This is a genomic window from Acidovorax sp. DMC1 (assembly GCF_056314325.1).
The window spans coordinates 612,875-630,174 of record NZ_JBQUYO010000002.1; the positions used below are offsets into that span (position 1 = coordinate 612,875).

A 17,300-nucleotide genomic window follows, 5' to 3' on the forward strand; every position below is an offset into this window, starting at 1 on the left:
CTAGAATTTTGAAAAAAGAGGGATCAATCCGACAAACCCAAATACCCCTTGAGCTGGCTATCCAGATCGGCCTGTAAGCCTTCCGGGCTGATGACTCGCACGTAAGGAATCCAATAGCGCACGATGGGTAGGATCTGATTGGGATGGGCGATCATTCCGGAGACCAGAATCTCGCCATTCTCAAGATCCATCTCCTTGTTCTGGCCGCCAATCAGCTGGCGCCGAAGAAAATACGATGCTGCGGGCGGCGCCACTTTGAGCACCACCTTGGTCTTCTCCTGATTCAGCCAGATCGTGTCTTCCTGCTTGAGATACTCATGGATCGACGTATCAGGAGCAAAACGGTCTGACATCACCAGCAGACGGTCGATGCGAGAGACCGCGTATGACTTGACCTTGCCCTGATCTGTCGCCTGCAGATACCAGGTGCCGTCGTTGACCGCCAGCTTGTAGGGGTGCACACTGACCATCTTGCGCGACTCGTCCGGCTTGCAATACTCAAACTGCACGACGCAAGCATCCTTAATCGCCGCCCGCAGTTGGGCGACCTCATGCTCTTTGACTTTGATGTTCTCTGTTCGCGCGCCATGCACCAACAGCGCACCGCTGAGACTATCGTTCAGTAGATCACCGAGGAACTCATTTGACAGTCGGGGGGACATGCCCTGTAGCCCGGCCAAATTGGCGATGCGCTGCACATCCTGCTGGCTATAGGTCCCGAGCTTGTAGCGCGGCAGGGTGTAGCGGCTGCCTTTCTTCTCCAACCCCAGAAAGCTGAATCGCTCGTTCAGATCACGCCGAATCGTGCGCTCATTCACGTCAAACTCACCGGCAAGTTTTTTTATCTCAAGTGCCTCACCCGCATTGAGACGCAAAAGAAGTTCGCTGAGGCGATAGGCAATGGTGTCGAAAGAGGAAGTGGACATCAGTCGGTGGCGTTGGCTCGATTTCGGTTTGCTGATACGAATCGTAAGCAAGCGTTTGGACAAACCATGTCCGATTTCGAGAAATTTCGAATGAGTTTGTCGAAAATTTGAACCCCAGATCTCAGCGACATCAGCTCAATGGGTGTTCGCAGCCACAATACATTCGGAACATTAAGATACATAGTGGCCGTGCAAATTGGAGACACCTTTGGCGAGTCAAAAAAATTCCCCCGCCCCAACAACAAACGCATGCCTCCCAAAGGAATACCGCTCGCTCGCGGTGGTGCCGACCGATCGGCATCTACTACTACCCGACCGAAGCCGTAGGTACCCCGTGCATTGCCCCTTCAACATACGCCTTTGCTATTCCGCTCACTTGTGACGTCACCGCATGACGCTATCGCAGATCGAATGCAGGGACACACCGACGGCCTGCTCTCGGAACGGACCAGTGCCCACCTCGAACAACCAATCAGCAACTTACAACGGGTAGGCATGTTCAACACAGACAAGACCCATCAGATCTATGACCAATTGACTGCGTTGGTCGACCAGTCGCTTGCGGCGGTGCTCAAGAAAGGCTCAACCACCAACGGCAATCAGGATTTCGAAAGTGCCATCGTCAACTCCAGGACCTTACTGGAAAAGATGCGCGACCGAACCAACGAAGACATCCGAGAGCTACGCGAGCTGTCCGAATGGGACACGTTCACCATCGCGTTTTACGGTGAGACGAACGCAGGCAAATCCACCCTGATCGAAACACTTCGCATTCTGCTGGGCGACAGCGAAAAGCTTGCCACACAGCAGCAATTCAGGGATCTGGCCAAGGACCTAGACGTGGATCCTGGAAGCCTCGCGTCGATCGAGCGGAGGATTCAGAAGCTGCAGGCTCAATTGGCGGACAGCCAGCAAGAAGTGGACTTACTCACACGGCAGTTAGCAGGTGAGGAACAGCAGCAAGCGACCGAACTCGAGATGCTGAAGGCCACTATCGAGCAAAAGCGCAAGCACCTGAACTTTTGGCAAAAGCTGATGCACATATTCAGGAAGCTGGACGAGGAGAAGACTCTGCCGAAGCGCGAACTGGCACTTGTGCAGCTCAAGGCCCAAAACCAGGCCAGACTGGAGGCCATCTCCACCGAGCCCCGCAAGATCCAGGCCGAGCTGGCTGTCACGACAGACGAAAAAGCCAACGTAGAAAGTGCGTTCGCGCGATTGGTGCCTTTGCAGGACGGAAACATCATCGGCAATGGGCGCTCAGACTTCACGCTCCAGTCGCATTCCTACAGTTTCGCGGCGGGAGAGCAGCAGTTCCAGTTGATCGACGTTCCCGGGATCGAGGGCGACGAGAAGCAAGTGATGAGCGCCATTGAATCATCAGTCAAGAAAGCCCACGCGGTGTTCTACGTTACGCGCAGCGCCACCCCGCCAGGCTCTGGCAGCGAAGGGCAGGAAGGCACCATCGACAAAATCAAACGCCAACTTGGCAAGCAGACGGAAGTCTGGGCGATCTTCAACAAGAGCGCCACCAACCCTCAGGTTCTGAAGGGTCAGACCTTGATTAACCAGAACGATGCGGTTGGTCTTGCTGACATGGACAAATCCCTGACCGCTTCGCTGGGCCCCGAAACCTACAAAGGACATATCTGCGTCAGCGGCATGCCTGCATTTTTGGCGGCTGCCACCTGCCTGGTTCCCAATAATCCCCATCTCAGAAGCCGCGAAAAATTTGTCTCGTCCATGGGGCGAGATGAAATTTTGCAGCGCAGCGGCATGCAAGCCTTTATCCAGTTCCTGCGTTCGGATCTGTGCCAGAACTTTCAAGCCAAGATCCACGACGCCAATCTCAAGAAGATCCGCAGTTGCCTGCAGGACGGCATCAGTCTCCTGAATCAGGCGCGAGACAACTTCGCCAATGCCGCATTGAAGCTGGATGTGCAACAGAGAGCAGCCTCCTTTCAAATTGATGAACTGCTGTCCGGGACATCGCTGAAGCTCAGGAGCGAATGCCATGATGAGCTGAGCAGTAAGAAGTCGGCTATGCGCACGGCCATTTATGACTATATCGATAGCGACCAAAGCAACGACAATTTCAAGGAATACCTGACCGTCGAGATTGACGCACTCAAGACCAGCGTCGGCCGGGATCTGGAGGAACGCTTCGCCACAGTGTTCAAGTCATTCACCGATGAGGCCAAAGCCATCATTCAGAAGAATCAGAAGAACGTCAGCGAGATCCTGCAATACACGATCGATGATCCGTTTTCATCGCTCCAACTGCGCTTCAACACCGATTTCAAGATGAGCAATGGCATCAACGTCGTTGGCCTTATCTCGACTCTGGGCGGTGCCACAGCTCTGATCTGGGCTGCATTCCTGGCGTCCAATCCAGTGGGTTGGACTACGGCGACTGTTATCGGCGCGGTCGGTCTCGTATTCAGCTTCTACAAGGCCGTACGCAGCTTCTTTAGCAGCGACTACAAGAAGGAGCAGCAGCGCAAGTCCGCTGACGAAAATCTCGAGAACGTATTCGACAAGCTCACGGAGATGCTGGACGGCAACCTGGAATCGGCGAGCGCCAAGATCAAGGAGGCGCTGATCTCCACCAAGGACCAGATGAGGCTTCCCTACGAGCAGTGCCTCCACACCAAGGAGGCACTTGAGGAAATCGCTGTCAAGATGGCCGCGCTGAAGGACAAGCTCATCCCCAAACCCGTCTCCACAGCCCCCGCGCCCACGTCGGCTGTAGAAACCGCCACTGCCTAAACGCCGGAGCAACGCCCTATGACCAGCGCAATTCAATCATTCGAAAAGCAGAAGCAACAAGCCCTCGCTATCCTGTCCAACCTCAGCGCGTTCGTGCACGAGGGAAGCAGTCTGGGCATTCAAGTCCATCAGGATCTGATAACAAAGCTGCAGAATTCCGTGCAGAACGCGACCGAACAGAAGCTCAAAGTCGCTTTGATCGGTGGCTTCTCTGAAGGCAAGACATCGATCGCCGCCGCCTGGCTGGAGGAGCTGGATCGCAAGAGCATGAACATCAGCCAGGCGGAATCGTCCAGCGAAGTCCAGATCTATGAATACAAGGACCAACTGCAGATCATCGACACACCCGGGCTGTTCGGTTTCAAGGAAAAGATCAACGCCACGAGCCAGGAAATTGAGAAGTACAAAGACATCACCAAGCACTACGTGAGCGAAGCCCACCTCGTGCTGTATGTGATGAATTCCGCCAACCCGATCAAGGAAAGTCACACGGAAGACCTGAAATGGCTTTTCCGCACCCTTAACCTGCTGCCGCGCACCGTTTTCGTACTCAGCCGTTTCGATGAAGTTGCCGACGTCGCGGAGGATTCGGATTTTGAGGACAAATTCCTTGTGAAGAAAAATTCGGTGACAAAGCGACTGAACGATGTGCTGGAGCTTACTCCGGCGGAGCAGAGCGATCTATCCATCGTCGCCGTATCGGCCAATCCCTTCGATATGGGCGTTGACCACTGGTTGCGCAACCTGTCTGAGTTCCGCGACCTCTCGCGCATCGGCGTGCTGCAGAGCGCGACTCAGCAGAAGATCGAGCGAAGCGGCGGACTGATCTCGCTGGCGAACGAAGTCCATAAATCCATTATCTCGGACGTCATTACCCATCAACTACCGGCCGCCAAGGAGGCATACGCCCTGTTGGCGGACGAAGCGCGGCGGATCACAGAGATAAAGGAAAGTCAGGCCCAAGAACTGGCAAAAATCCGAAGCAACATCGCTCAGGCTCAGACTCGACTTCGTGGTCGCCTGTTGCGCTACTTTGAGGACCTGCAACTGCAGACCCGGAGAGTCGGGCTACCCACCTTCAATGACTTCATGCATCGAGAGATTGGAAATGAAGGTTGCTTGGTGCAGCAGCGTATCCAGGAAATATTCAGTGAAGAAATCGGCAGCATCAACACGGATCTGTACCGCATACAGATGAATGTCAACAATGAGTTGAAGCACTACGACGATGTGTTGAACGCCATGAGCAAAAAGGGAGTCAAGTTCCTTTCACAACCGGGTTTCATCACCAAAGACAGTGTTCTGCTGGCACGCGATGGACTGAATGCCGCAACGAAAATGGTGGGATTGGACATCAGCAAGTACCTCAAGTTCAAACCATGGGGTGCCACCAAGCTTGCGAGCAGCCTCGGCAGTGCGGTGGCCATCATGGGTGTCGCGCTGGAAGTGTGGGACAGCTACAAGGAGCAGGAGCGTCAGACACAGTTTGCTAAAGGGATCGAGAGCATGATTTCCGAATTCAAGCTCCAGTCCAAGGAGGTGGCACAGCTGATCGACGCACCCGACTTTGCCGACCAGTTCTTCCCAACTTTCGTGACCCTCAAGCAGCAACTCAGCTCCATTGACGGTGAGATGGTCACGCTACACGAACGCCTAGTGAAGTTCAAGAAGTGGTACGAAGACGGCACCGCAATCGACGCCGAGTTTCGGGAGATCAATACTCATGGCGGAAATCATCACGCTGCCTGGGAGCGCGTGCCTGACATCGTAGTCGACACCACTCCGAGCACCAAGGCAATCGCACCTACGGCGTCGTCTAACGCCGAGATTGCACCGGCGAAAACTTCGCGCTGGTCCAAATTGTTTTCGTAATCTCACAGGACCTTCCGAAATTCGTTGGACACGGTGCGTCCTTTCGTCACTCTCGATTTTTGGACTCCTTTGCGAGATCAGACTTGCAGAGCCATGCAGGTGACCTAGCTTTTCCCCGTACCCTTGTCACATCGATGGCAATTTGATGCGAACCTGCTTCCTCGAAAGACCGATGTTGCCTCAAGCAGCTTGTCGCCTCTGCGGTCAAGGGAGCTAAGCCTCATGCCGGCATATCAGCACCGAAGAAAAAATCCAGCCCAACCAACCCTACACCGCCCATCGCTGGGCCGGTGTAGTGCGTCTTCATGCCTTGTTTCCAGAGACAGGCAACGGACTCTTATCAGCCTTCTGCCTAAGCTTGTCCGCCAACTCCAGCTTGCTCCGAGGAATCCGCTCACCGCTGGGATCATCCAAATATTCCCGTTCTATCGGGTAAAACTCCTCGACAACAGCAGCCCCCTCCTCCTCGGACTCCTCAAACTCCCCAAGCGCAAACCCGGCCCTGGCCGCTTCATCCAGCGCCGCCTGGTCCATCCCCGCCGCCTTGCGAGCTTCCCATTCGGTCCTGGCACTCGCGATGGCCTGCGCTAGCATGGTCTCCGCCCTCAGTGTGAGGTCCACGTAGTAGATCGGCGTGCGGTGAGACAGCGTGGTGGACTTCCCGCGCAGGCGCAGCTCCAGTGGCAAGGTAGACAGCAAGCCCCCCGACAGCGCATGGAAGTAGCGCAACCGTGCCGAGAGCGTGCGGATGCTGTTGAACCCGGTGGTGCGCAGCACAAAGCTGCCCAGTTCATCACTCCCCGCTCCCTCCACGTCGATGCGTACATTCAGGCGTCCATAGGGCTTGCAGTTGCCGCCTTCGGCCAAGGGGCAGGCCTGTGGTGACGGGCATGCAAAGCTCTGCATCCCGGACAGCGTTGCCCGCTTGCAGGTTTCCCCATTGCCCACACACAGGGGGCGCCCGGTGGACCGGTCGAACATTGTGTAGTTCGCCCGCAGGCTGAGATGAGGATCGTCAAACAGCAGACGCACGGGAATACTGCGCAGCTTGGTGTTCTTGTCCTTGCGCAACTGTTCATCGAGCGGGTGGTTCACCCAGCCCTCGCGGTTCTGCACCTGGCTGGTGATGGTGAATTCGTCATCCTTCTCCGGCAAGCGCTTGCCGTTCTTCTCCACGACTTTGCCAATCGATATCCGGCCAATGACCGGGGGTGTCAATGCCAAACCTTTGAGCATGGTGGTTCCTTTCGAGACAAAAAGAAGCGGACCCGCACCGATGTGGTGGAGGTCCGCTGTGAGTGGTTGATGGGTATGCGATGTGGTGCTCTGCGGTCTGTTTAGCTCCAGCTACTGCTGCACCAGAAACCGCCGACTGCCTGGCTTGATCAGGGCGTAGGCCTGCGCCAGTTCGGGCCGGTCCTTGAGCAACTGCAAGGTGTCCAGGGCAGTTCCGTCCTTGCTGCGCTTCCAGGACACTTCCCCGGTCTCAAAGACCGCCCGTGTGGCCTCACCCATGCGCTGCTGGATGCGTTGCTTGAGCTGGGCTTCCAGTGCTGTCTGGGTGGTGATGACCTCCCGCACCGCCAGCAGGTCAGAAAACACCCCCGACATCTCCAGGTCAGTCGAGAGGTCCAGCGTGGTGCCGCTGTCACGGGGATAGAGGCAACGCAGGGCCAGGTCGGCAGAGTCGGAGCCATCGGCCGGGGGCTCCTGGTCACGCTCCACATAACCCCAGAATTGCTGCTCCAACTGGATCAGCTGGGCGATCATCTCGGCGTCCCGTTCGATCCGGAACACCTGCAGTTCCTGCCCGCCCATGAGCACGGCCACATCGGCAGCCTGTTTGCCGGTCACGGCCAGTTGGTGCATTACCTGCAGTTGCACATACTCGGGCACGCCATCGCGCCAGAGTCTGGCTCCGTTAATGCCCGCCGTCTTGCATTCCAGAATTTGGACATCAGCAGCCCCCATGACCTCCCGATCCAGGTTCGCCAGCATCCAGGGACGTTCAGGGTGTTGCAGCACCGCATTGACCCGCCGCACCCGATTGCCCGTGCGCCGGGTGTAGTGCGCTGCCACGATGGGTTCGAGCAGCGTGCCCCAGTACATGGGGCTCTGATCGTCATTGGGATCGACGACCGGCAGACCGGAATCTCGCCCGGTCTTCTCCATCCACAGTTGGAGCTGGGACTTGTAGGGATGCAGGCCCACAGCGGCGGCGGCATCGGAACTGCCGATACCGCCCTTGCGGACTTCCAGCCAATCGTCACGCTTGAGGGTGTGGGTCTTGACCAGCTTCAAAGCAGGTCGGGCCTTGGGGGTTGCCGAGGAAGACGAAGCAGAAACGGAATCCGTATGAACAGAAGGTTGAGACATGGTGACTCCTGGAGGTATGGAAACCCCGCACAACAAAAAGCCCCGGTCCCATTCAAGGGCCGGGGCTTTGCTGCGGAAGGGGTGGAAAGAATGGAAGGAAGGCTCTCTGGCTTCGGCGCTTTGGAGCGTTGAACCTGGCATTCACGATGCCAACTGCAGCGCATGCTCCAGCGCCCGCTGCTTGAGGGCGGCGCCCTGGCCGAACCAGGCGCTGTCGAGGCGGTATTCCTGGCTACGAGCGCGCCGCTCGTGGTCCACGAACTCGGTGACGGCGCACAGCAGGCCCCAGGCCGTGCCTTTGGCTGCCTGCAGTTCAGCACCCCGGCCCTGGCCTTCGTACATCGCCTGCACCTTCTTGAGGGCACGCTCGTTGGTGAGCCCCATGGCCTGGTCAGCATGGGCATCCGTCTGGCACAGCACCTTGAGGAAGTAGTTCATGGACTCGTGGCTCTTGACCTTGCGTTCCGAGAGCGTCTTCATGCGGTACATGAAGCTGTCCCATTGGGAGACTGCAATGCCCAACTGCTTCTTCACCGCCTGGGCATCGAAGGTCGTGCTGTGGGGCACCTTGATGGCACTGGTGGCACCACTGAGGGCAATGGACAAGGTGTTGTTGCAGACCACCCGGATCGTGGTGGGTGTGGCGGTGGTAGCCAGGCTACCGTCGCATGAAGTAGCCAGCAACAGGTAACCGTTGACCACATCGTTGCCCTTGAGGGCCGAGGTCTTGCCGGTACGGGCCAGTGCCCAGAACTTGCGTCCGGCCTTGAGGACACCGGCGGTTTCCAATTCGTAGCCCGAGACCTCCGTGAGATCCCGGTAGAACTCCAGCACTTCCTTGGGTTGGACCACCTGGTAGCGACCCGACACCACGGACAAAGGGGCTTTGGTATCGCTGCGGTACAGCACCTTCTGGTCGGGAAACTCCATGGCTTCGCCGTAGAGGTTGGAGCTGTCGTCGGTGGCCAGGTAGCGGACGGGGGTCTCCCGGATGTGCCATTGCATTCCGGCGGCCTGTGCCCAGACGTCGATGGGCTGCTTCTTGGGCAGGGCATTGCCCAGTTGATGCCAAGGGGTCTGGCCGACATGGGCCATGGTTTCGATGAGGTGGGACATGAAAGGCTTTCGAAGTGAAGATGAGAGAGATTGGGAAAGTGCAGCGGCCGCAGGGTCAAGAACGGGAGGGGTTGGTGAACACGGCCCCGCAGTCTTGGCATTCGCAGTTGCCGAGGTAGTGCTCGTCAACCACATCGCCCAAGCGGCTGCCAGCGGCGGAGCCCGCAGTGGCGCCGAGCAGGCCGCCCAGCAGGGCACCGGCGATGCCGCCCAGTGCGATACCAATGGGGCCACCAACAGCACCGAAAGAGGCGCCGACCTGTGCGCCGGACCAGGTACTCGCAGCACCGCTCGCCGCTCCGGCGACACCGCCGAGGGTTCTTCCGGTATCACGGCCGACTTGGCGGGTGGTCACGTGGTTGGATTTGCAGATGGGACAAACAGTCATGGAAAGCTCCTTGCGATGGACGCAAAAAAGCCCGGGGCACGCGAACGTGCACCGGGCTTGTGGGTGAAGTCAGACCAACGGGAGGCTGGTCAGGGTGGGGTTACCTGGATGGCAATGGGTATATGTGGAACTGAAAGGGATTCAAATGCGGTCTGATGCTTTGCGGGCTGCGTTGCGGTGCTGCCAATCAGTGCTGGAAAGCGTTTCTTGGCAGAAACTCCACGCCTGTGCGGTTCACGAGCTCCTGATAGCTTATCGGCCGACTCACAGTCTCACCTTCCTGGTTTTGTTGCCGATGTGCCCAGTCCTTCTGCGTGGTGGCGTCATACACCAGCTTGTAGAGACAGGTTGGCAACTTCACGCCTTTGGTTCCGATAGAGTGCCAACGATCACAGGAAAAATAAATATGATTATCAAGAAAAATTTCACTGTCATTATTGATATGACTAATTCTTACCGAAGTGCATTGCTATCCTCATTGAAGCTCTATCGTTCACTTGCTTTGGGCAATTTGGATGAACTCCACAGCATGGGAGCTGCGGCAATTATTCCAGCAAAAAATACGACACGTAATGCTCGCAATGAACGTATGACTCCTTGGCCCGATGTCCATGTGCTTCGGTTTCGAGATTCCTTGGCATACTGCATGGAAGCGCTCGGCCATTCCAGTAAAGATACTCTTGAGAGGCTGCAAGGGGACGAAAAAGAAGAAGTTAGTTACGATTTAAATCGCGTCTTGAGGAGCGAGGCCATTATTCACCATCTGAAATCTCGGGAGCCGAGATTATCCATACCATCAGTTTTTCCGCTTGGCGTGGGAACGGGAGAAATTCTTGAGGATTCGCAACAACTTCTTGTTGACAGCTTTTATTTAAGAATATTATTAGAAGCGCTAGAAGCCTACTCGCGCATCGGTTTCGCACAGCTTGAAATGCTTGCGTATTACGTTGACAACGGGCTTATAGCAATGAAAAATAGCACATCAACATCCCGACGTAAAGCATTCTATTTATGCATGAAAGAAATGTGTTCATTCAAGACTGTCCTAGGTTACTCCGAAAATGAAAGCAGTCCTTTTAATGGGCTTGCTGTTGACAAATCGACATACCATTGTCTTGAGCTCCTAAAACAACTAGAGCCCTATGCCCGTCATCGCAATGAACCCGCCGGTACTTGGTCCGTTGCTACGGACTCCCCAACTGGACGGTACACTGGTGAGCTAACGCCCCGGGTCACTATGGTGAACGAGGCTGCTTATTAACAAGCCATGCCCTTGACTTACAAATGGGCGGGTATATTTGAGTTAAGCCATACGCCAACTTGATCGAAGCAACTCAATGTCGTTTTGTAATGACTGATAACCAAAATTATATTTCAATCCAAAAGAGCACTTCGAAGTCTTAGTCGAGCATCGCCAAGTGCCTGGAGGTCCAGATTTTTTGGATTCGCATTTTCTGAAAATTCTAGCTCTTGCAACTCCGATAGAAGCAGTCTACTTCGTTGCTTAAGAAGGTCTAATTTTTTAGAATTCAAATTTATAGCTTCTGGAGACTGCAGCGCAGGTATTAGCTTATGCTCAATCCAAAAAAGAACCAAGCTCAACTCCAATTTGTAGTTAGACCTCGCGGCAATGGATTCCTCAGTCAGATTTAGATAGTAATTTTGCAAAAACATCATGAAACTGATGTTTTTTCCAGACTGGACAATAATATCATTTTCAAATTCAATAATTGGGTTTTTTAAAATATTGCCACAAAGTGCCTTGATTGATCGATTCGCAACATCTTGCTGTTGAAGCATGTCACGTAGCTTGTACCTCAGCAGAGGCGCAGTGATTTCATCGATATACAAGTCATCATCAGGGGCTTCATAATTTTTCGCATCTTGGTAGACTGGACCCATGGATTTCTCCAATTTATTTGCGGTGTAGCTAAAATTGTGACCGAACCAGTTTCTGAACGTCTTTCCATCGATCTTTGATAGAAATTTGAGCTCTGAAATCAATGTATTGCTTCGAGCGGCAAGAAGATGAAAATCTCTTACAGAAATCTCACCCCCAGTCGCGATCCGCTCCCATTCCCGGGGTAGTTCGTCTTGAATCCAAATCAATGAGATCTCCCAATCAACTGCATGTTCATTAAATGCATCCCTCATTAGATCTTCAGGACCACTCGCATACTCGCTAATTATACCGAGCAGAAAAATAGCCTTTCTGGTTAAATTTATAGCATTATTTTCTTTAGTTTCCGGCAAAGGCGTTTTTGGAACAAAACCTATCCATTCATTAGTTGTTTTCTCAAGATCGCTTCTTGATTCTTCAACAGCCTCCAACTTCAGACCTTGCTCCTCAAGATCTTTTTCTAACTTGCGCATTCTTGATACTGCAAGTGAACTTACAAGTGAGCTTGTATTAAGCGTAGCAAGAAATAATTGGTCTTTTTCGTCCATTTTTGGCTCTGCAATTAGCTATCTCGACTCGAAAACAAAAAAGGGGCAAATGCCCCTTTTAAAATACCCGCTTATAATAAAGTAGTGAGCATGTTCCCTTTTGCCACCAAATTTCCCACCTTATCTCTCGTTTCATTTTGCTTGGGGTCATATGTACCTTTCAAATTGCCGACCCTGTCTCGCAATTCAAATTTACCATTTGACAGCGTGTTGATTTTTCCAAGCAAGTTCCCGTTTCTATCGCGCAAGTCTTGAGTGGACATATTTTTCCAATAGATAAGAGTAAATTACCGCATTGGCATTTCAACTGCAGTAAAAAAATTATATATTTCGTTACCAGCTTGTATTGGTAACGCGATACTTTTAATGAGCGGATGTCTTTTGGTTGTCAGTTAAAATAGGGACGGCAGTCCGCCTGGCATCTACCTCCGTTTCTATTTCGATTTATGGCTCTAGAACAATGCACGATGTATGACTCATCACCAGCTTGGCCGCATCTGCCCATCCGTTCTTAAGTTCTTTTGTTTACAACGTGTGTACAGTTCGCCTATCGTTAGCAATCAGATCGCTCTAATTTTTAGAGCGTTACGAATGGTAAAGCTGCCTCCACGCGCCTGTCAACCAGCCATCAGCGCCTAGCGTGGCCTAAATCAGCTAGCGCATACTTCGATGAGACGTGTTGAGCAGATTCAAGCCAGCCTTTACGCCGTATACAACAAGCAAAGTTCCGGTCAAATCACCCACAAACATCGCGAAAAAGCCGCGCAAGATGTCCCTTTCGCCTTGCAACGCAAACCAAACGTGATGAAGAAGAGGACTTGCGAAGGCATAAGCGACGATCAACAACAGCAGTCTCTTTGGACTGAGGTTCGCAAGTGACGCGCACAACCCAAACTTCTGCTTTGCGATTCGATAGACCAAGTACGGTGCTAGAGACGCCAACACTCCGCCTGCAAGCGACCGTGCATGGTCATCTGGAAAGAAATAGAAAAAGCACACCAACCATGAGATCAGAAGCAGCCCGAACGCTCCGGCCTCCGCAAAAAGCAGCGTTGCGAGCAACCTCACGCCAGCTGGCAAGTAGATCCAATTGATTCCGCGAGCAAACTCGAAATGGGTCAATGTAAGCTCGTTGATGACAAGTCCCACTGTGAAAAGTGCCATCGTCGCCAGCACCATCGCCCCTTGAAGCCACAGCGTAGTCAAGTTCATATGGTGAGTAAAATGTTGTTGCGTAGTTGAGGATAGCCTTAAATAGAAGCTTTTGACAGTACTCGACCGATGAAGACTCCAACACGACCCGCTGATGTGTATCTACGTTTCGTGCAACTCGCCGAGGCTATTCGTGGTTTGCCATCACTTCCTCAGCTTGACCCGCTGGAAGAGCGGATTTTGACTGTCGTTGGGGCAGCGTTCCAAAAGCGAGAACGGCTGTGTGTACGTGACTTGATGGCAAAGTCCGAGCTCGGTGCACCTGCGACCATTCATACGAGACTGAAGTCAATGCGTGGGAAAGGCTGGATCGTGCTGACCGACACCGAGGACAGCCGGCGGAAACAGGTTCAGCTGACGCAGGAAGCCATGTTGCACTTCGACCGGCTTTCAAGATGTTTAACTCAGGCTGTGCAAGCCACATAACCTGAATCGTCCCAGGGCGATTCACTTCCGGCATCGCGGCCGACTTTGCGGGTGGTCACGGGAGTAGATTCGCAGATAGGACAAACACTCATAGAAAGTTCCTTGCAATGAACGCAAAAAAGCCCGGGGCACGCGAACGTGCACCGGGCATAGAGGAGATGAAATCAGACCAACGGGGGCTGGTCAGGGTGGAGTTACCTAGTTGGCAATGGGTATATGTGGAACTGAAGGGGATTTAAATGCAACTCCTCACCTGAGCCTCCCATGCCCCCTGTCAATAGTCTTACCTACGAGGACGCGCATTCCAGCGCGTGAGGCTAGAACATGTTGCGTTGCACGCAGCCACAGCTCGTGGGTGCTATTAGCCTTAACGTATTGCAAAATCATCTCTTTCCAGGAACGGCCTCGCATCACCAAAATTCATCCGGCTGCGAAATGGAAGCCATAGGAGTGATCGATTTGAATTTTACCGCTCTAAATGAGCAACTCTATTAAAGTAGTGTGTAAGAGAAGCCCGTATTTCCTATTCGTTCGGAAAAAACGTGTGCCTGCTTGATATCTATATGGAGTTTTTTAGCATAGTAATCGACTTCGCGCAAAGCATCTTCAGGGGGTATAGCATTATGCACCCCCAGACACCAAACTCCACGAATATCGTAATCAGACTTTCTAATCTTGGCTAACTTTTTGATGTCCTTGAGCATGCCATTGATACAAGACGCCGGTGATCGTATCTGCTTGATTTCAAGTGCCAAGTGCGAATGTTTGGCCTTCTGGTGAATGATGAAATCTACGGCGCAGGTTTGGCGAACTTTTGCTAAACGACCATCTAATTTGTACTGAGACTCTCGACCCCATGCCTTAACTGAATCATGTTGCCGCAGAAAGGCTGCGAACTCAATTTGCAACCATTTCTCCCATCCGGTTATGGAGTCCTCCTGAATCGCCATGAGCGTCTGACGAAGGTGCTTGGACCTAAAGAACTGCGTTGCGAGCTCGCTCAGGAACTCAAGATCAAGTTTCGGTGATGCCATTTTTTTGGATGTGATCCAGCGAATAAGAGGAATGTCCCCGTTACGGTGTCCTCCGCAGTTGGGTACCGCGCGCGGTGGAGAAGACAAGTCACAATGCAATCGTAACCGTTCGTATGGACCTTCAAAAAACGCCTCAGCATGCAAAGCATCAATGCACCAGACAAATCTGAACTGCTCAGATCAAGTGCACCGCACCTCAAGCTGATGGCAACTGTTGCAGAAATGCAGCCCATGCCTCTGCGACCAAAATAATGACCTGAAGCTCAGGTACAGATGGCCACCCTGCGCCTTCGGCTCTGGCAATATCTGTGCTCACTGACGCGCTTCACCCTTGATCTATACGAAACCCAGTGACTGTTGACAGTTCCTACAACAAGGCCTTCCGCCATCATCACATGGGGAGCCTCTTGGGCCGCATCGGGAGCATGCTGCCCCAGTGGCTCGATGGCCCTGAACTGGCCCTCGCGGCCAAGGATATCCAGCGTATGTGCTGGCGTGAACTCGGATACGGGAAGGCCCCGCTGTTTCCAGACGATGTCCCCCCATTCCTACTTCATGATGACAACGGCCGTCCCACTGGTGAGCCTCTTCGGGACCCCATGTCACCCACAGCGTTAGCGGCACGCCTTGCTGCGTTGCCGCCTTCCGCGCCACCAAGGCTCTCGCTCTTGGAGTCCAATTTGCAGACGTCGGCGCGCCTCTTGAACCTCACGCCCGCTGAAAGCAAATGGCTGCTCTGGTCCTACTGCTTCACCCGGTTTACCCCACCAACTATCCCCTTGCGCTCCGAAGACCACGCCTGGTCGTTCCTGGCTGAACTCTTGGCCGTATCTCCCAACGAAGTCCAGGGCCACAAATCCCCTCATCGGCTGCAAGTCCTGGGAATTTTGGAGCCCCCCCGGCTTCCCGCAAACAGAGGACGTGAACTCAGCGATTGGCTGAGGTGCACGCCTCATTTCATGGAGGCTGTGGAAACCCGCCATCCAAGTGAGGCGGAGCTATGGAATGCGCTGACGGCTCCAGCAGCGCGCTGACTGCCACGTGGGCTCATGCTCGTATGGTGGCTGTCTGTTCAAGCACCCCTTAGCCACTCCACCCACACCGCATGCGACACATTACGTCGCAGCCACCCGGATGATGGATCTCATCGATAAGGAGAGACCACCATCATGGCAAAACGTAGAGCGGCAATCTCATACAGCCCAGGCAGCATTGAACCGATCATTCGCCTCTGGCTGCTTCGCGTTCTGGTTCCACTGGGGGGGTACCGCCAGTTTGTGCACCCACACGGGTTCAACAACGATACCTTGGCAGATGTGATCGGGCTCGGTCACTGGATCGATCCCGAAACACGCGAGTTTGATCAGAAAGAAGTGCAATCCGAACTGCGCCAGTTGCACCAGAAGGCTGAGGGGCAGTGGTACGGGGAGCGCCAGTCAACCTTTCTGAGCCAAAACATCGATCAGTTGTCCAACCTGGTGGGGTTGAGCATGATCGATTGCAAGGTGTTGGAGTTCACGGTGTCCATTCATAACGAGCGTCTCCTCGATGACGCATCTGAATGGCTGGGTGATCTGTCTTCCGTCAAGATCATTCATGCGCTATCCATCATTCTTGATCTGCCCGAGGCAGACATTCGTGCCTCGCTGAGTGCCACAGGCATTCTTGCCAGGTCGGGGCTGGTCATGATGGACCGGCGGGGCCGTGGTGCATTGCGCTACAAGCTGGATCTGCTCTCTGAAGGGTTTGCTGATCTGATGGCCGCCTCCAAAGCCGACCCTATCAGTCTGCTGCGGGGCACCGTGTCTGCGGCCGGCCCCGCTCAACTGAGCTTGGCCGACTACAGCCATATTCAGCCCTCGCTGGAGATTCTGTGTCCCTATCTGCGCAATGCCATGGCCACTGGTCGGCGTGGAGTGAACATCTTCCTGCACGGCGCACCGGGAACGGGCAAGAGCCAGCTGGCGCGGGCCTTGGCCAAGGAGATGGGGTACGAGCTGTTCGAAGTCGCCAGCGAAGATGCAGACGGTGACCCGATCAATGGAGAACACCGCCTACGAGCCTTTCGTGCAGCCCAGAGCTTCTTCTCCCAACAGCAGTCACTGATTGCTTTTGACGAGGTGGAAGACGTTTTCAACGACGGCAACAGCTTCTTTGGGGGCAAGAGCACCGCCCAGCTGCGCAAGGCGTGGATCAACCGGATGCTGGAGGAGAACCCGGTGCCCACGCTGTGGATGTCCAACTCCATGCGAGGTCTTGATCCCGCCTTCATTCGCCGCTTTGACATGGTGTTTGAATTGCCCATCCCACCCAAGACCCAGCGCGAACGTATTCTGCAAAGTAGCTGCGGCGAGTTGCTTGATGCCAACCAAATTTCCCGCATCGCAGAGGCTGAAGCCCTTGCTCCTGCGGTGGTCGCAAAGGCGAGTTCAGTCGTTCGCTTGATCCAGGCCGACCTTGGCCCTCAAAAGACGGCAGCTGCCTTGGAGCGCTTGATCTCCAGCACCATGGAAGCCCAGGGACACGGTCCGCTGCTCTCGCACGATCCAAACAGACTGCCCGAGGTTTACGACCCACGCTTCATCCATGCCGATGTGGATCTGGCCGCCGTAGCAGCAGGCCTCGTCGCTGTGCGCTCCGGCAGGCTCTGTCTGTATGGGCTGCTGCCGGTTCCGTTGACACCGACCTAAGCTTCTTGAGCTTTCTCGAACTGTACGGGACTGAGATAGCCGA

At 54.2% G+C, this 17,300-nt stretch carries 14 protein-coding genes and 1 pseudogene; 5 read left to right on the forward strand and 10 right to left on the reverse strand.

Annotation, left to right across the window (positions count from 1 at the left end; all coding sequences use genetic code 11):
- Positions 1-23: 23 nt before the first annotated feature.
- A complete protein-coding gene (locus ACT531_RS07295) occupies positions 24-926 on the reverse strand; it encodes a helix-turn-helix transcriptional regulator (protein WP_476016973.1) in 903 nt (300 codons plus the stop codon).
- A gap of 411 nt (positions 927-1,337) precedes the next feature.
- Here ACT531_RS07295 and ACT531_RS07300 point away from each other — a divergent pair, with 411 nt between their 5' ends.
- A complete protein-coding gene (locus ACT531_RS07300) occupies positions 1,338-3,695 on the forward strand; it encodes a hypothetical protein (RefSeq protein WP_476016974.1) in 2,358 nt (785 codons plus the stop codon).
- 18 nt (positions 3,696-3,713) lie between these two features.
- Positions 3,714-5,567 (forward strand): LeoA/HP0731 family dynamin-like GTPase, encoded by a 1,854-nt coding sequence (locus ACT531_RS07305; RefSeq protein WP_476016975.1) that lies wholly within the window; start codon positions 3,714-3,716, stop codon positions 5,565-5,567.
- Between the two features lie 303 nt (positions 5,568-5,870).
- On the opposite strand, the gene ACT531_RS07310 is transcribed toward ACT531_RS07305, so the two are convergent.
- From ACT531_RS07310 to ACT531_RS07330, 5 genes and pseudogenes are all read right to left on the reverse strand, one after another.
- Positions 5,871-6,803: a recombination directionality factor gene (locus ACT531_RS07310; RefSeq protein WP_476016976.1), complete on the reverse strand. Its 933-nt coding sequence runs from the start codon at positions 6,801-6,803 to the stop codon at positions 5,871-5,873.
- Positions 6,804-6,914: 111 nt separating this feature from the next.
- Positions 6,915-7,943, reverse strand: coding sequence for a YqaJ viral recombinase family nuclease (locus ACT531_RS07315; RefSeq protein ID WP_476016977.1), 1,029 nt, complete (start codon positions 7,941-7,943; stop codon positions 6,915-6,917).
- A gap of 141 nt (positions 7,944-8,084) precedes the next feature.
- Positions 8,085-9,059 carry a DUF932 domain-containing protein gene (locus ACT531_RS07320; protein WP_476016978.1) on the reverse strand — a complete coding sequence of 325 codons (975 nt, stop codon included), beginning with the start codon at positions 9,057-9,059 and terminating at the stop codon, positions 8,085-8,087.
- Positions 9,060-9,114: 55 nt separating this feature from the next.
- Positions 9,115-9,447 (reverse strand): hypothetical protein, encoded by a 333-nt coding sequence (locus tag ACT531_RS07325; protein WP_476016979.1) that lies wholly within the window; start codon positions 9,445-9,447, stop codon positions 9,115-9,117.
- Positions 9,448-9,634: 187 nt separating this feature from the next.
- Positions 9,635-9,826: pseudogene (locus ACT531_RS07330) on the reverse strand (DNA/RNA non-specific endonuclease); the annotation flags it as partial.
- 27 nt (positions 9,827-9,853) lie between these two features.
- Here ACT531_RS07330 and ACT531_RS07335 point away from each other — a divergent pair.
- Positions 9,854-10,708, forward strand: a complete 855-nt coding sequence (locus ACT531_RS07335) for a hypothetical protein (RefSeq protein WP_476016980.1) — start codon at positions 9,854-9,856, stop codon at positions 10,706-10,708.
- A 113-nt stretch (positions 10,709-10,821) separates the two neighbouring features.
- Here the strand turns inward: ACT531_RS07335 and ACT531_RS07340 are convergent, their stop codons facing one another.
- From ACT531_RS07340 to ACT531_RS07350, 3 genes are all read right to left on the reverse strand, one after another.
- Entirely contained in the window at positions 10,822-11,895 is a 1,074-nt protein-coding gene (locus ACT531_RS07340; protein ID WP_476016981.1) for a hypothetical protein, read from the reverse strand.
- Positions 11,896-11,966: 71 nt separating this feature from the next.
- Entirely contained in the window at positions 11,967-12,158 is a 192-nt protein-coding gene (locus ACT531_RS07345) for a hypothetical protein (RefSeq protein ID WP_476016982.1), read from the reverse strand.
- A gap of 391 nt (positions 12,159-12,549) precedes the next feature.
- Entirely contained in the window at positions 12,550-13,107 is a 558-nt protein-coding gene (locus ACT531_RS07350; RefSeq protein ID WP_476016983.1) for a hypothetical protein, read from the reverse strand.
- Positions 13,108-13,176: 69 nt separating this feature from the next.
- On the opposite strand from ACT531_RS07350, the gene ACT531_RS07355 reads away from it, so the two are divergent.
- Entirely contained in the window at positions 13,177-13,533 is a 357-nt protein-coding gene (locus ACT531_RS07355) for a winged helix-turn-helix domain-containing protein (protein WP_476016984.1), read from the forward strand.
- 491 nt (positions 13,534-14,024) lie between these two features.
- On the opposite strand, the gene ACT531_RS07360 is transcribed toward ACT531_RS07355, so the two are convergent.
- Positions 14,025-14,567 carry a hypothetical protein gene (locus tag ACT531_RS07360; protein WP_476016985.1) on the reverse strand — a complete coding sequence of 181 codons (543 nt, stop codon included), beginning with the start codon at positions 14,565-14,567 and terminating at the stop codon, positions 14,025-14,027.
- Positions 14,568-15,736: 1,169 nt separating this feature from the next.
- Here ACT531_RS07360 and ACT531_RS07365 point away from each other — a divergent pair.
- Entirely contained in the window at positions 15,737-17,257 is a 1,521-nt protein-coding gene (locus ACT531_RS07365) for an AAA family ATPase (RefSeq protein ID WP_476016986.1), read from the forward strand.
- Positions 17,258-17,300 lie beyond the last annotated feature (43 nt).

Excerpts from the sequence above, each read along its gene's own strand:
- ACT531_RS07295 (WP_476016973.1), bottom strand. The coding sequence starts at position 926 with ATGTCCACTTCCTCTTTCGACACCATTGCCTATCGCCTCAGCGAACTT.
- ACT531_RS07300 (WP_476016974.1), top strand. The coding sequence starts at position 1,338 with ATGCAGGGACACACCGACGGCCTGCTCTCGGAACGGACCAGTGCCCAC.
- ACT531_RS07305 (WP_476016975.1), top strand. The coding sequence starts at position 3,714 with ATGACCAGCGCAATTCAATCATTCGAAAAGCAGAAGCAACAAGCCCTC.
- ACT531_RS07310 (WP_476016976.1), bottom strand. The coding sequence starts at position 6,803 with ATGCTCAAAGGTTTGGCATTGACACCCCCGGTCATTGGCCGGATATCG.
- ACT531_RS07315 (WP_476016977.1), bottom strand. The coding sequence starts at position 7,943 with ATGTCTCAACCTTCTGTTCATACGGATTCCGTTTCTGCTTCGTCTTCC.
- ACT531_RS07320 (WP_476016978.1), bottom strand. The coding sequence starts at position 9,059 with ATGTCCCACCTCATCGAAACCATGGCCCATGTCGGCCAGACCCCTTGG.
- ACT531_RS07325 (WP_476016979.1), bottom strand. The coding sequence starts at position 9,447 with ATGACTGTTTGTCCCATCTGCAAATCCAACCACGTGACCACCCGCCAA.
- ACT531_RS07335 (WP_476016980.1), top strand. The coding sequence starts at position 9,854 with ATGATTATCAAGAAAAATTTCACTGTCATTATTGATATGACTAATTCT.
- ACT531_RS07340 (WP_476016981.1), bottom strand. The coding sequence starts at position 11,895 with ATGGACGAAAAAGACCAATTATTTCTTGCTACGCTTAATACAAGCTCA.
- ACT531_RS07345 (WP_476016982.1), bottom strand. The coding sequence starts at position 12,158 with ATGTCCACTCAAGACTTGCGCGATAGAAACGGGAACTTGCTTGGAAAA.
- ACT531_RS07350 (WP_476016983.1), bottom strand. The coding sequence starts at position 13,107 with ATGAACTTGACTACGCTGTGGCTTCAAGGGGCGATGGTGCTGGCGACG.
- ACT531_RS07355 (WP_476016984.1), top strand. The coding sequence starts at position 13,177 with ATGAAGACTCCAACACGACCCGCTGATGTGTATCTACGTTTCGTGCAA.
- ACT531_RS07360 (WP_476016985.1), bottom strand. The coding sequence starts at position 14,567 with ATGGCATCACCGAAACTTGATCTTGAGTTCCTGAGCGAGCTCGCAACG.
- ACT531_RS07365 (WP_476016986.1), top strand. The coding sequence starts at position 15,737 with ATGGCAAAACGTAGAGCGGCAATCTCATACAGCCCAGGCAGCATTGAA.